This is a genomic window from Campylobacter armoricus, from assembly GCF_013372105.1.
GTDB classification, from domain to species: domain Bacteria; phylum Campylobacterota; class Campylobacteria; order Campylobacterales; family Campylobacteraceae; genus Campylobacter_D; species Campylobacter_D armoricus.
The window spans coordinates 466,616-481,044 of sequence record NZ_CP053825.1 but is presented as its reverse complement, the minus strand read 5'-3'; the positions used below and the strand labels follow the sequence as shown (position 1 = coordinate 481,044).

General features: G+C 27.1%; 15 protein-coding genes. 4 read left to right on the top strand and 11 right to left on the bottom strand.

All coding sequences use genetic code 11. The features are described from left to right. Positions 1–4: 4 nt before the first annotated feature. Positions 5–1,360 carry a sodium:proton antiporter NhaD gene (gene nhaD, locus CARM_RS02510; RefSeq protein ID WP_139426710.1) on the bottom strand — a complete coding sequence of 452 codons (1,356 nt, stop codon included), beginning with the start codon at positions 1,358–1,360 and terminating at the stop codon, positions 5–7. Between the two features lie 134 nt (positions 1,361–1,494). Here nhaD and CARM_RS02505 point away from each other — a divergent pair, with 134 nt between their 5' ends. From CARM_RS02505 to CARM_RS02495, 3 genes are read left to right on the top strand one after another with little or no spacing between them, the layout of a single operon-like run. Next, on the top strand, positions 1,495–1,965 hold the full coding sequence (locus CARM_RS02505) for a hypothetical protein (RefSeq protein ID WP_167507488.1): 471 nt from the start codon (positions 1,495–1,497) through the stop codon (positions 1,963–1,965). After that, positions 1,946–3,739, top strand: coding sequence for an excinuclease ABC subunit UvrC (gene uvrC, locus CARM_RS02500; RefSeq protein ID WP_139426706.1), 1,794 nt, complete (start codon positions 1,946–1,948; stop codon positions 3,737–3,739). The genes CARM_RS02505 and uvrC overlap by 20 nt, the downstream gene beginning before the upstream one ends. Then, entirely contained in the window at positions 3,736–4,779 is a 1,044-nt protein-coding gene (locus tag CARM_RS02495; protein ID WP_139426704.1) for a hypothetical protein, read from the top strand. The genes uvrC and CARM_RS02495 overlap by 4 nt, the downstream gene beginning before the upstream one ends. On the opposite strand, the gene recR is transcribed toward CARM_RS02495, so the two are convergent. From recR to CARM_RS02480, 3 genes are read right to left on the bottom strand one after another with little or no spacing between them, the layout of a single operon-like run. Continuing rightward, positions 4,766–5,341 (bottom strand): recombination mediator RecR, encoded by a 576-nt coding sequence (recR, locus tag CARM_RS02490; RefSeq protein WP_236103558.1) that lies wholly within the window; start codon positions 5,339–5,341, stop codon positions 4,766–4,768. The genes CARM_RS02495 and recR overlap by 14 nt on opposite strands. Next, complete coding sequence (locus tag CARM_RS02485) at positions 5,342–6,574, bottom strand: ArsS family sensor histidine kinase (protein WP_139426700.1); 1,233 nt, start codon at positions 6,572–6,574, stop codon at positions 5,342–5,344. Continuing rightward, positions 6,571–7,242, bottom strand: a complete 672-nt coding sequence (locus tag CARM_RS02480) for a response regulator transcription factor (RefSeq protein WP_039617824.1) — start codon at positions 7,240–7,242, stop codon at positions 6,571–6,573. The genes CARM_RS02485 and CARM_RS02480 overlap by 4 nt, the downstream gene beginning before the upstream one ends. A gap of 121 nt (positions 7,243–7,363) precedes the next feature. Here CARM_RS02480 and dnaJ point away from each other — a divergent pair, with 121 nt between their 5' ends. Continuing rightward, positions 7,364–8,485 (top strand): molecular chaperone DnaJ, encoded by a 1,122-nt coding sequence (gene dnaJ / locus CARM_RS02475; protein WP_139426698.1) that lies wholly within the window; start codon positions 7,364–7,366, stop codon positions 8,483–8,485. Here dnaJ and CARM_RS02470 read toward each other — a convergent pair. Genes CARM_RS02470 through CARM_RS02440 form a run of 7 tightly spaced genes read right to left on the bottom strand, consistent with a single transcriptional unit; the run spans position 8,482 to position 14,401 of the window. Further along, on the bottom strand, positions 8,482–9,264 hold the full coding sequence (locus CARM_RS02470) for a shikimate dehydrogenase (protein WP_139426696.1): 783 nt from the start codon (positions 9,262–9,264) through the stop codon (positions 8,482–8,484). The two genes, dnaJ and CARM_RS02470, sit on opposite strands and share 4 nt — an antisense overlap. Further along, positions 9,261–10,073 (bottom strand): SPOR domain-containing protein, encoded by an 813-nt coding sequence (locus CARM_RS02465; RefSeq protein WP_161593812.1) that lies wholly within the window; start codon positions 10,071–10,073, stop codon positions 9,261–9,263. The genes CARM_RS02470 and CARM_RS02465 overlap by 4 nt, the downstream gene beginning before the upstream one ends. 16 nt (positions 10,074–10,089) lie before the next feature. Further along, the gene (locus CARM_RS02460; protein WP_139426692.1) at positions 10,090–10,635 is read right to left on the bottom strand and encodes a DUF1882 domain-containing protein; all 546 of its coding nucleotides are present in this window, start codon (positions 10,633–10,635) and stop codon (positions 10,090–10,092) included. Continuing rightward, positions 10,632–11,873 carry a serine hydroxymethyltransferase gene (locus CARM_RS02455; protein WP_139426690.1) on the bottom strand — a complete coding sequence of 414 codons (1,242 nt, stop codon included), beginning with the start codon at positions 11,871–11,873 and terminating at the stop codon, positions 10,632–10,634. The genes CARM_RS02460 and CARM_RS02455 overlap by 4 nt, the downstream gene beginning before the upstream one ends. Further along, on the bottom strand, positions 11,874–13,376 hold the full coding sequence (gene lysS / locus CARM_RS02450; RefSeq protein WP_139426688.1) for a lysine--tRNA ligase: 1,503 nt from the start codon (positions 13,374–13,376) through the stop codon (positions 11,874–11,876). Continuing rightward, positions 13,369–13,842, bottom strand: coding sequence for a Fur family transcriptional regulator (locus CARM_RS02445; RefSeq protein ID WP_139426686.1), 474 nt, complete (start codon positions 13,840–13,842; stop codon positions 13,369–13,371). The genes lysS and CARM_RS02445 overlap by 8 nt, the downstream gene beginning before the upstream one ends. Next, on the bottom strand, positions 13,832–14,401 hold the full coding sequence (locus CARM_RS02440) for a CvpA family protein (RefSeq protein WP_139426684.1): 570 nt from the start codon (positions 14,399–14,401) through the stop codon (positions 13,832–13,834). Before CARM_RS02440 ends, CARM_RS02445 begins: the two co-directional genes overlap by 11 nt. Between the last annotated feature and the right edge of the window lie 28 nt (positions 14,402–14,429).

The window sequence follows — 14,429 nt, the reverse complement described above, 5'->3', positions numbered from 1 at the left end:
TCCTTTATAGTTTTAATAATTGAAATTGTACATACCAAATTAAAATAGATACTATATAACCTACTAAAATTGTCCAAGCGTATTTTAAATGTGCGTTGAAAGTGTAAATTCCTTTCATCTTACCCATAACACCTACACCAGCCGCAGAACCAAAGCTGATTAAAGATCCACCAATTCCTGCTGTAAGGGTTACTAAGAGCCATTGTGTATCATCCATGCTAGGATTTGCTTTTAATACTGCACTCATAACTGGAACATTATCTACAATAGCTGATAAAAATCCTACACCTATATTGATACTTGTGGCACCAAATTTGGTATAAAGCTCTGAAGCATAAGCAAGCCATCCAACAAAATGCAAAGCACCAACAGCAGATAAAATTCCAAAGAAAAACAACAAAGTATCCATTTCTATACGCGTCATATAATAAAAGACATTCAAGTCTTTTTTGCCTTGTTTTCTATTGAATATATATATATATAAACTAAGCAAAGAAAGGCCAAAAATCATACCCCACATAGCAGGTAAATCACAAATACTATGTATAAACACTGCCAATGCTATAGTTAAAAAACCTAAAACAATAAAAGCCTTGCCTCCTGGTTTAATTTCAACTTTTTCTAAATTATCTTGATGAAAATTTGGCTGTACATTAGGGACATAACAAGATAATAAATAAGCAGTAAATAACCAACCTATAAAAGATGCGGGAAAAAGAGCGAAAAATTCAAAAAAAGTAGCTTTTTTAGCCGTCCATACCATTAATGTAGTTATATCTCCAAATGGGGACCAAGCTCCACCTGCATTTGCTGCTACTACTATATTAATTGCACCAGGGATTAAAAATTCTTTATTGTTCTTATCTATAGTTAAAAGCACGGTTGATAAAATCAAAGCCGTAGTAAGATTATCTGCTATAGGAGAAATAAAAAAAGCTAAAAATCCAGTAAGCCAAAATAATTTTCTATAAGTATAGCCTTTGCTGACTAATTTATATTTCAATGTTTCAAATACCGATCTTTCTATTAAAGCTTCTATAAAAGTCATTGCAGCTACTAAGAAAAATACAATTTGTGCAATTTCTAAAATAAGATGATTTACACTTTCTTCGAGTATTTGTGTATCTAAATCATTTATTACCATATATATACCAATTATTATAAAAGAAAAAGTTCCTATAAATAATGCTGGTTTTGTTTTATTAATATGATATTTTTCTTCTGCAGCTATGAAATAATAACCTAATATAAAAATTATTAAAATTCCAACACCTAAACCACTAAAAGCCAAATTTAATTCATGATTTTGTGCTAATAAAAAATTAACTCCCAAACAAAGCGATAAAAATATTTTTATCATATTTCATTCTCCAAAGATTGAAATTTCTTAACTTCGACAACACTACCATTGTTATCTTTTATCTCGTAAAAAGGTGTATCTTTATAGCCACACGCATTTAAAAATATTAATAAAAAAAGTGATAAAATAAGCAAATGAAAAAGATGAAAATTAAAACAAGTAATCATATTATCAACGAACTTTCTAATTTTAGCCATTATAAACCTTTAAAAGCACTTTTTTATTATAAAGAGTTTTTAAGTTATTTTCCCAAAAACCATCAACAAATGATAAGCAAACTCTTCATTAAAAATGATACTTTAATTATTTTAGCCAAACACCATATTGGATACATTGAGCTAAATCATGATAATACCAAAAAAATGATTAAAAGTCTCATAAAAACCTATGTTTTAGCTAAACCAATGAGTAATTTTATCAAAGTAAAAAATATAAGGATATTAAGTGATAGAAACTACATAATACAAAAAAATGTTTCTAAAAAAAATAAAAATTTTATAGAACTATCGGAGGCAAAATTTAAAAACGATATAGAAAATCCTTTTTTATATAACAAATTTGAAGAATTAAGAGAAATTATAAAAAATGCTAGAAGCCGAACTTAAAACACTACCAAATTCATCGGGTGTCTATCAATATTTTGATATTCACGGAAAACTTTTATATGTTGGCAAGGCAAAAAATTTAAAAAATAGAATCAAGAGTTATTTCAATTTTACTCCAAAACTTTGCCCTAATCCAAACAATAGCTTAAGAATTCAAAAAATGATTAGTGAGACTCATCATTTAGAATTTATTACAACAAACAGCGAAGCTGATGCACTAATCTTAGAAAATTCTTTCATAAAACAACTCCATCCAAAATATAATATATTGTTAAGAGATGATAAAACATATCCTTATATTTATTTAGATTTAAATGAAGAATTTCCAAGATTTGAAATCACAAGAAAAATTATAAAAAAAAGTAAAATAAAATATTTTGGACCTTTTTTTAAAGGAGCAAAAGAGCTAATAAATGCTCTATACCTAACTTTTCCAATAAGGCAAAAGAAAACATGTAAAGAACTTTGCTTGTTTTACCAAATAAAACGCTGCAAGGGTCCTTGTGAGAAAAAAATTTCTAAGCAAGATTATGAAGAAATCATACAAAAAGCAACATACGCTCTTTTAAATCCTTTGTCTTTGGTGAAAAATTTAGAAAATAAAATGCTTGAATATGCTAAAAACGAAAATTACGAAGAAGCAGCTCAAACTAGAGATCAGATTAAAACAATTCAAGATTTAAGCATTAAAATCCAAATTGATCTTGCTAAATTAGAAGATTTTGATGTTTTTGCAATATATTGTGAAGAAAATATACTTTCCATGGTTCGTTTTGTTATAAATAATGGAAAAATAATTAGTTCAAATCATAAAATTTTAGTATTAAAAAATCAAAATGAATTTGATAAAAATGCAATTTACAAACAATACATTTTAGAAAATTTTACCAAAGAAACACCATTAAATTCAAATCATATTTATATATATGAAGACTTTGAAGATATGGAACTTTTACAAGATTTACTTAGTGAAAGATTTTCTAAAAAATTTTATATCAAAACACCAAAATTAGGAGAAAAAAAGGATTTATGTAACCTAGCTTTAGAAAATGCAAAAATCAATATACAAAAACATTTAAAAAATGAATACTATTTAATTTTAAAAGAAATTAAAGAGTATTTTAAACTGCAAAATTATCCTAACCATATAGAAATTTTTGATAATTCTCATATGCAAGGAATTGCAAATGTTGGTGCTTTTGTGGTATTTAAAGATGGAAATTTTGATAAAAATTCTTATAGACATTACCATTTAACACATAAAAATGACTATGAACAAATGCTTGAAATTCTTACTAAAAGAGCTTTATCTTTTGATAAAAATCCACCACCTGATTTATGGGTGATTGATGGTGGTAGCACCTTGCTAAAACTGGCAAATGATATTATAAAAAGCTCTGGTGCAAATGTAGATATATTAGCTATATCTAAAGAAAAAATAGATGCAAAAGCTTATAGAGCAAAAGGAAGCGCAAAAGATAAGCTTTATACATTAGAAGGTAAAATCCAACTTTTGCCTGAAGATAAGAAGTTACAATTTATACAAAAATTACGCGATGAAGCGCATCGTTTTGCTATTAATTTTCATCAAAATACAAAAAGAAAGCAAGATTTACAAAGCTCGAAGTTAATACAACTTGGAATTTCTCAAGCTTATATTAAAAAATTTCTAGATTATTATGGTAGTTTTGATAAAATTTTCAAGGCTGATTTTGAAGAATTAAAATTACTTTCAAATGTAAAAACTGCAAAATTAATTAAGGGAAATTTATGATATTAATAGTTACTATTTTAGCTTTATTTATATGTGTTTTAAATTATTATTATATCTTACCTATAGATAAATACCTATTTTTTATGTATAGCAGCATTAGCCTTTTAATTTTGATTATCACTATTTGCTATATAATCATTAAAAACAAAAAGAATAAACAAAATAAAGTTATTTTAGAAGAGATTAATAACCTTTGCAATTTTTCATCATCTTGTAACTTAGGCGATTTAAAACAAATGTTAAAAAACAAATTAGATGTTTTAGAAATCTCTTTAAAAGATAAGGAAAAACAAAATTTTATTTTAGTAAATAAAATAAACTGCATACTTAAAAGCTTGAAATATCTAAAAAATGAAAATAATATTTCTTTTATCCAAAAACTTCAAACCCAATATAAAGATCTTATATTTTTAAAAGAGAATAATATCGCTTTTAATAATCTTAAAATAGCTATTATCAATAACGATGAACTTGAAAATTTCTTATTACAAAACATACTTTTAGAATTTAATATTTATAGTGAAATTTTTAATAATATACAAGATATACCAGATGACTTTTCTTTAATCATATCAAAAAATAACATAGAAAAAGGAAATATCTTATGTTATACATTTACACATATAGATATAAAAGCATTGTTGTCGTTTTTACAAGAAAATTTTAGCCATCTTTGCATTACCAAGGAAAGAGATTTTAATGTTTTAATTTTTAAATCTAGTGTTTTTGAGAATGATTTATTTTTAAATATCACCAATCAATATTTTTCACATAACAATGCTGTTCAATATCTACATGATTTCAAAAATAGCTTAGAAAAAAATTATAAACTAATTTTATTAGATTATGAAGTTATAAAATATGATATTAAGCTTGTAAAAACTATTCTAGAAAATTATAAAATTAAAAATCCTCATGCTAGTATTTTGCTCTTTTCAAAAGATAGGGTTAAAGGCTGTGAGTTTGCTGATGAAATTTTAAATGATATAAATAAAAATGAATGGATTTTACTACTAAAAAAACATATTAATCAAGCTTAGTTCTATGATTAACCGCTTTGTGCAAAGAAATAAAATCAACATTTTCAAGACTAACACCACTTGGAATACCTTGTGCTATTTGAGAAAAATTTAAATTTAAATCTTTTAGTTTTTCTTCTATAAAAAAAACAATAGCATCTGAATGTATTCCTTGCGTAAAAGCAAAAAATATTTCTTTTATGTTTTTATTGCTAATCATAGTTTTTAATTTAATAATATTCTCCTCATTTGTATCATCAAGAACAAAATAAAAACCATCAAAACTTCCACTTTCTTCTAATACAAGTATATCTTTTGGATCTTGCACTAGGCAAATTATAGAATTATTTCTATCTTCATTTGAACAAATTTCACAAAGTTCATTTTCGCTCAATGCTCCACATTGCGTGCATTTTTTTATATTTCTAATTGCATCTTCTATATTATATGAAAGTTTTGAACCAAGTAAAGGATCTTTTACGCATACATGATAGGCAAGTCTTAATGCTGTTTTTTTTCCTATAGTTGGAAGAGAAGAAAAAGCCTTTACTAGCTCATTAAATTTTTCTATCCCTTTCATAATTTATTTTAATCTTGAAAATATAATTTTAAAAGTATGATAACCATCTTCATAACTATAAGTTAAATTATATCCATGAAGATTACATATATTATTTATAATATAAAGCCCTAATCCCATTCCTTCTACTTGAGTATTATACTCTCTTACAAAAGGTTTTAAATAATAATCAAAAGTTTTTTTAAATTGCTTGCCTATATTTTTTACGATAATATAATCAGCAGAACATATAATTTCACAACTTTTATTATCTGAATACTTAATAGCATTATCAATTAAATTTTTAACCATTAATGAAAATAATTCCAAATCTGCTACTATCATAGCATCTTCTTCATAAGTTATTTTAACTTTTTGATAAAAATCATCACTCATTAGATAATCTTCTGCTTGTTCTAAAATTAGACTTAAATGATAAGTTTGCAAATTAAGTTGGCAATTTCTTGATAATACTTTCTCTATTTTTCCAAATTCATCAATCAACAATTCTAATCTTTCAAAAATAGACACCAAACGCTCTTTTTGTTTTTTATCATCAAGCATTTCACATACAATTCTCCCTTTACCTATAGGAGTTTTAAGTTCATGCATTATCATTCTTAAAAAAAATTGTCTAGATTTTATAAGCTCTTGAATTTTATTTATAGCATAATCAAATTCAAAAGAAATTTCTGAAATTTCGTCATTAATTTGCGAATACTCAGATAAAGGTTCAATTTTACCAATACTAATATTTTTAATTTTTTTCTTTAAAATTTTTAGCGGAACTAAAGAGCGGAGTACAGAAAAATACAAAAATAAAATCAAAATCAAGCTAAAAAAGAAACTAAGTAAAAATAAATACTCTAATCTAGCCGATGCATTCAATTCATATAATTGTTTAACATCTGCTTGTTCGACATAAAAAAAGATTTGATTATGATAGATAATAGAAGAAAAACTACCATATATAGAATTAACACTAAAAACTTTTTCACCCTTTGTGGTGATATATTTTTTATTTTGCTCATTTTCAACCATTATAAATGATTGAGAAAGAAGATAATCGTGTATAGAAAAATCCTCTTTCTTCTCTAGATTATAAATAATTTTCTCAATAAGCTCTTTTTGTCTATTTTGTTCATTGGTTAAGTGCGAATCAATTTGAACTTTTCCAAGTAAAACAAACAAAGCACAAACAAATAAAAATGTCGTTACAAAAAGAATAGTAATTTTAAGGTTGATAGTTACTTTCATCCTATTAATTTATAGCCTATTCCTCTAACTGAAAAAATATGTTTTGGTGCTTTTGAACTATCACCAATTTTAGTTCTAAGTCTGCCTATAATTACATCTAAACTCTTAGAGTCTTTATCTTTTAAGCTTTTACAATGATACACAAGTTGCTCTCTACTTACTGAAAAACCATGTTGTCTTATCATATAGCTTAAAATTTCATATTCTGCAGGTGTTAATACTAAAACTTCATCATTATAACTTATCTCATGTCTTTTTTCATCAATTTTAAAAGCTGAATTGATAATTTTTTCTGGAGTTTCATTAACACGCTTTGAACGACGAATTAGGCTCATAATTCTTGCGTGCATTTCTTTAGGATCATAAGGTTTTGGTAAATAATCATCAGCTCCAATTTGAAGTCCTACAATTTTATCACTCAAATCACTTCTTGCCGAAGAAATAATAATAGGTATGCTGTATTTTTCTCTTATTTCACGACATACTTCCAAACCATCAAGACCTGGTAAAGTTAAATCAAGAATTAAACAATCATAATTCTTAATACCAGCACTCATTCCTAAATAAGGATCTTCATAATTGGTAACTTTAATATTAAATTGGGCTAAATACTCTGCTAAAAATTCTGCAAAATCTGGATCATCTTCAATCATTAATACATTAATCATCTTTACCCCTTTTCTATAAAATTAAATATATCAAAAGATTGTATTATAACACATAATTTAATTATTCTCATTTATTTTTTTGCTAAAATTGCATTATTAAAAATATTAAGAGAGGAAAAAAGTGGAATTAAATTACTATGAAATATTAGAAATTTCTCAAAATTCAGACAAAGATACAATAAAAAAAGCATATAGAAAAATGGCTTTAAAATATCATCCAGATAGAAATCAAGGCGATAAAGAAGCAGAAGAAAAATTTAAACTTATAAATGAAGCTTATGAAGTTCTTGGTAATGATGAAAAAAGAAGTATTTATGATAGATATGGAAAAGAAGGTTTAAAAGGACAAAGCGGGGGATTTGGGGGATTTGGTGATGTTGATCTTGGTGATATATTTTCAAGTTTTTTTGGAGAAGGATTTGGTTTTGGGGGTTCAACTCGTAAAAAAGAAAAAGGAAATAAATATCCTCATGATTTAAAAATAGCAACAAAAATTAGTTTTAAAGAAGCTGTATTTGGCTGCAAGAAAAAAATTGATTTTACCTACAAAAGCTTTTGCAAATCCTGCAAAGGAAGTGGCTCAGAAAATGAAAAATTAGATAGTTGTCCTCATTGTGATGGGAAAGGTCAAGTTGGTGTTAGACAAGGCTTTATGACCTTTGTACAAACTTGTGATCATTGTAAAGGTAGTGGTCAAATTATAAAAGATAAGTGTAAAACATGCAATGGCAATGGTTATGAAGAAATTAAAGATAGTGTCGAACTTGATATACCAGAAGGTGTAGATAGTGGTATGAGCCTTAGAGTACAAAACAAAGCCAATGAACTTCCAAATTATTCTCAAAGAGGTGATTTGTATATTAAAATAATAGTAGAAGATGATGATAAATTTATTAGACATGAAGATGATATTTATACTATAGTGCCAGTATTTTTCACTCAAGCTGCACTTGGAAAAACCATTAAAATATCTACCATTAGAGGCGAAACTAATCTCAAACTTCCAGTAGGAGCAAAAGATAAGCAAAAATTTGAATTACCTAATGAGGGTGTCAAAAACATACACAATGGAAAACTTGGCTCACATATAGTTCAAATTGATATTAAATTTCCTAAAAATCTTAACGAAGAACAAAAAAACTTATTGCTACAGCTAGAAAAAAGTTTTGGTATAACTGAGGAAGAATCTACTACAGAACAAGAAGGATTGCTAGATAAAATCAAATCTTGGTTTAATCACTAAGGAAGTTTTAAAGCTAACTCCATAGCTTTAAAAATTTCTTCTGTATTTTTACAATCCAAAAAAAGCTCATAGGCAAACACTCCTTGCCACAAAAGCATTTGCAAACCATCTTTAATTTGTAAATTATATTGTTTTGCTAATTTCATAAAAGGAGTTTGTTTTCCATAAATTACATCAAAAGCATAACTAGCATTCAAAAAAAGATTTTTTAATAAATCTTTACTACAGGGTAAATCCATATTATTTAATCCAGCACTAGTTGTATTAACAATCAAATCAAAATGCTCATTTGGATTTAAATCATCATACAAACAACATTGATAATCAGATAATAATTCTAACCTAGCTTTAGAACGATTTGCAATTAATATTTGAATGTTTTTTGTTTTTAAGGCATAAGCTATGGCTTTAGCTGTGCCACCTGCACCTAAAATCAAAACTTTTTTTACATTATAAAAATCATCTATAGCTTTTAAAAAGCCAATATAATCAGTATTGTAAGCATAAATTTGATTATGTTTATACAATAAAGTATTTGCAGAACCAATACATGTAACACTATCATCTTTAAAATCAGCAATTTTAAAAGCTTCTTCTTTAAAAGGGATTGTAATATTAACGCCATCGAATAATTTTACAATATCTCTGAGTTTTGTTTTATCTTTTAAATGATATTTTACATATACAGCATTTTGCCGAAGAATTTGCAAAGCATTATTGTGCATTCTTGGTGATTTAGAATGCACAATAGGATCACCTATAACAGCAAAAAATTTCATTTTATTCTAAAAGTAAATGCGCCTTTTGCGATTTTAGAACGAACTTTTTCTAATTCTGTTTTTAATTCACTTTCTTTATATGGACCAACTAAAACTTTAGTAAGTTCTTTACCATTAACACTTGTTTTATAAATTTTATACTCATACCCGTTTGATTTAAGAATATTTAATTCTTTAGATTTAGGGTCTAAAGAATTAAGTGAAAATACTTGTATATAAGCACCTGGTTGTAATTGAGTTTGTGAATTAATCGTTGTTACATTTTCAAACAACTCATTTGCATTGGCTTGCTCTGATTTTTTTTGTCCTTCAGTAGTTTTTGTTTTAGGCTTTTCTACAGATTTTGAAGTAACTTTATCTAAAGATTTTTCCTCTTTTTTGTTTTCTTCTTGTTTTGCTTCATTTTGAACAATTTCTTCTTTTGGTTCTATTGTAGAAATTTGATCTAATACACTATTGTTTGCAGTTGGAATTTCTTTTTTTTCTTCTATGGTAGCATTAGTATCAATCAAAGCACTTTCTTCTTTTAATTTTCTCGCTAAAGCTTCAAATTCATCTTCTTCTTTATTACTATCAGTAATAGGTAAAGAATTGAAGTTATCATTATAACTTGCCTGATTTTGAGGTTCAGTAGGCATTTGCAATGTCTTATCTTCACTTGGGTCATTAATTAGCTTCATAACTATCATTACAACTAAAAATACTATAACTAAAATAATAGATCTTAAAAGAATTTTTTTAAGCTTTTCACTTTTATTATTTTTTTGCAAAATAATATCATCAAATTCATTTTTTTTGTTTTCTTCCATTTTTAATCCTTTCTTTTTACATATGTTTAGACCAAGATGCACCGCGTTCTTTTTGATACACCTCATAAGGTAAAGTTAAAATATTAAATTCTCTTGGTATATCCATACTTGGAAACACTTTCCACTCTACTGGCATTTTTTGGGAAAATAATAAAGATAATTTCGAACCCAAAGAGCAAGCCTCATTAAAAGTTGTATGTCCTTTATGAATATACAAATGCAAATGATTATTAGTTCTAGTTTTGTATGCAGTAAAGTTAATAAATCCTTCTTCTCTTAAAACAAGTTGTGCTCTATGCCAAAAACGCTCTGCATTAAAACCATTATAGTCAAATACGATATTTTCCACTTTATCAAAACTATTAATCAAAGAATGTGCAACAATAATCTTTTTTTCCATATGCTCTTGAATAATATTAGCAGTTAATGGAGCATTTATTTTTTCGAATTTATCAAAAAAAACTCTACCTTTATATTCATATTTATTAACTATAGTATCGCGCTTAATATAATAATGGCTTGTTACCATTTTAATTAAAGCTAAATCCATTGTTGTAATCAAAACAAAGCCCTTTCATAAATAATAAAATTACTTGCTAAATCCTTCAGCTTAACCTTAATTTCTTCTTGTAATTTTATATTTTGTATTTCATCTAAAATATCTGCAATATAATTTGCAACAATACTTATTTGTTCTTCTTTAAAACCTCTTGCCGTTAAAGCTGCAGTTCCAAGTCTCAAACCACTTGTTACAAATGGACTTCTTGTTTCACCTGGAACGGTATTTTTGTTTGCTGTAATACCTGCTCTTTCTAAAGCTAAATCCGCATCTTTACCGCTAAATTCTTTATTTAAAAAACTCAACAAAATCAAATGATTATCAGTACCACCACTTACTAAATCATAATTTCTATCTATTAACACTTTTGCTAAAATAGCAGTATTTTTAATGATTTGTTTAGCATATTTTTTCCATTCTTCGCTCAAATTATATTTAAAACCAACAGCTTTCGCAGCAATTACATGCATTAAAGGACCGCCTTGAATTCCAGGAAAAATTGCTGAATTAATTTTTTTAGCAATTTCTTCATCATTACACATGATAATTCCACCTCTTGGCCCTCTTAAAGTTTTATGTGTAGTCGAGCTTACTACATGAGCATAAGGGAAAGGACTAGGGTGTTCCCCTGCTACAACCAAACCTGCAATATGTGCAATATCAGCAAATAAATAAGCACCAACTTCATCTGCAATCTCTCTAAATTTAGCAAAATCAATCACTCTAGGATATGCACTTGCACCACAAACAATAAGCTTTGGTTTAACTTCTTTTGCAATCTCTCTAACCTTGTCATAATTAATTCTTCCATCAAGCTCCACTCCATAAAAAAAACTTTCATAAACTTTTCCAGAAGAACTTACTTTAGCTCCATGGGTTAAGTGTCCTCCATGGCTTAAATCCATACCTAAGATTTTATCGCCTGGATTTAACAAAGCCATATACACACCTTGATTGGCTTGAGATCCCGAATTTGGCTGCACATTTGCAAAATTGCAATTAAAAAGTTTTTTGCATCTTTCTATAGCAATTGTCTCAATCTCATCTACAAATTCACACCCACCATAATATCTTTTGCCAGGATAGCCTTCTGCATATTTATTTGTTAAAATACTTCCCATTACTTCCATAACCTCTGGAATAGTAAAGTTTTCACTTGCAATCATTTCAAGACCATCACATTGTCTTGCTAACTCTTTTTGAGTTAAATCAAAAATCTCTTTATCAAAATTTTCTAGCATCTACTCTCCTTTTGTCTCATTTTTTAGCGGTCTCATTGCTGGAAAAAGCACTACATCACGAATTGATTTTTTATTAATTAAAAGCATTACTAATCTATCTATTCCTATACCTTGACCTGCAGTTGGTGCCATAGCATAACCTAATGCATTGACAAAATCTTCATCCATTTCGCAAGCCTCTTCATCACCTGCATTTTTTGCTTCAATTTGTTTTAAAAATCTCTCATACTGATCAAGTGGATCATTTAACTCATTAAAACCATTTGCTATTTCTCTACCTGCAATGAATAATTCAAATCTTTCAGCAATACTTGCATCCTTATCACTTCTTCTAGATAAAGGACTTATAGAAATAGGAAAATCTATTACGAAAGTAGGATTTATAAGTTTATCCTCTACATAATTATCAAAAAGTTCAGCTTGCAAATGACCTAATTCTAATTTTTCATTAGCTTCAAAACCATCTTTTTTTAATTTTTTTAAAATCAACTCTTTGTTATTAATAAGCTCATCATCTAAACCACCATATTTTTTCAAAGCATCTTTATAGCTAATTCTTTCAAATGGTTTAGAAAAGTCAATGATTTTTTCATCAAATTCAAGTTTTTTATCTAAATTTAGCTTATCCAAGAGCATTGCAAAAAGCTCTTCTGTTAAATCCATTAGATCATAATAATTATGGTAGGCCCAATAAAATTCAATTGTTGTAAATTCGGGATTATGCGTTAAATCCATCCCTTCATTTCTAAAACACCTATTAATCTCATAAACTGCTTCAAATCCACCTACAATCAAACGCTTTAAATACAACTCCGGGGCAATTCTTAAAAATCTTTCTACACCTAAAGCATTGTGATAGGTTACAAAAGGTTTCGCATTTGCTCCACCTGCAATAGGATGCATCATAGGGGTTTCAACTTCCAAAAATCCCTTATTATCAAAAAAAGAGCGTATATAAGAAACGATTTTAGAGCGTACAATAAAGTCTTTTCTTACTTCACTATTCATAATCATATCAAGGTATCTTTTTCTATATCTTTGCTCAATATCGGTTAGTCCGTGATATTTTTCTGGTAAAGGAATTATAGATTTTGTTGCTATTTGAATTTGTTCTACATGAAGGCTAAATTCTCCTGTTTTAGTCATAAACGGAAAACCTTTTACTAAAACAATATCTCCTACTTCAAGATATTTTTTTAAAATAGTAAAATATTGCTCTCCTAAAATATTTTGATTAAAATAAATTTGTAAATTATCTTGCTCATCTTCTATATTAGCAAACACTGATTTACCAGCTAATCTAAGAAGCTTTAATCTTCCTGCCAAAACCCCATATACACTTTCATCTCTTTGGTTTTGATTATCTTTAATGTAAGCAAATTTCTCTTTATATTCAGCTATACTCATTTCTTTTTTTAAAAAATGAGGGTATGGATTAATCCCTAATTCTTTTAATTCTTGTGCTTTTTGAATTTTTTGCTGCTCTAAAATATTATCAAACATTAATATTACCTTTATTTTTACTACATTTTGGACATAGACCATAAAGCTGCATTAAATGTCCTGTTAATTTAAAATTATATTCTTTTGCTATTAACATTTGCTGCTGTTCAATAATAGAATTTTCAAATTCTACAATTTCTCCACAGCTTTTACAAATTAGATGATCATGATGTGGTTTGTTTGCAAGTTCAAATTTTTTTCCAGAAGCACCAAAAGATATAGAAGTAGCCATACCAGAATCTTCTAATAAATTTAAAGTTCTATAAACCGTGGCTATACCTACATTTAAATCAGGATTTTTTTGCTTGATCTCTACATATAAACTTTCTGGAGTATAATGCTCATCACTATTATATAAAGTTTTCAAGAGAATTTCTCTTTGTTTTGTATATTTTAAACCATTATCTTTTAATGTTTTTTTAAAACGCTCAAGCAAAACATCATACTCTATATTTTCAATTTGCATAATTTTCCTCCGAATTTAAACTCAAATTAGCATCATTGATTTGTCCTTGAATTTTATCTATACTATTTTGAGTAAAGTCAGTATTCATTATATACTCACCAGTTTTTCTAAGTATTTCTAAAGTAAAACTATTTTCCGCATATTTTTTTAGACTTGAATTTAAAAAATCAATATTATTTACACAAGCTACTAAAATAGCAAAAACTAAAAATATTTTAGCACTACCAAATAAAAATCCACCTATGCGATCTATAAAACCAAGACCACTCATACTAAACATTTTTGATAATACATTTCCTAAAACCATACACACAATCCAAATAATAATCAACAAAACTAAAAATCCTGCAAAAATGGCAAGATTTTCATTTTGAATTTGATAAAAATTATTATTGATAATTTCAGATATCTCTTTAGCATATCTTGAGGCAAATAAAACACCTCCAACTATACCTATAAGTCCGAAAATTTCTTTAAATAATCCACTAACCAAACCTTTTAAACCCAAAACTAAAGTCAATCCTATAACAAAAACATCAAACCAAGAAAAATTTTCCATTTATTTTATACTCCAAAATATGTTATTT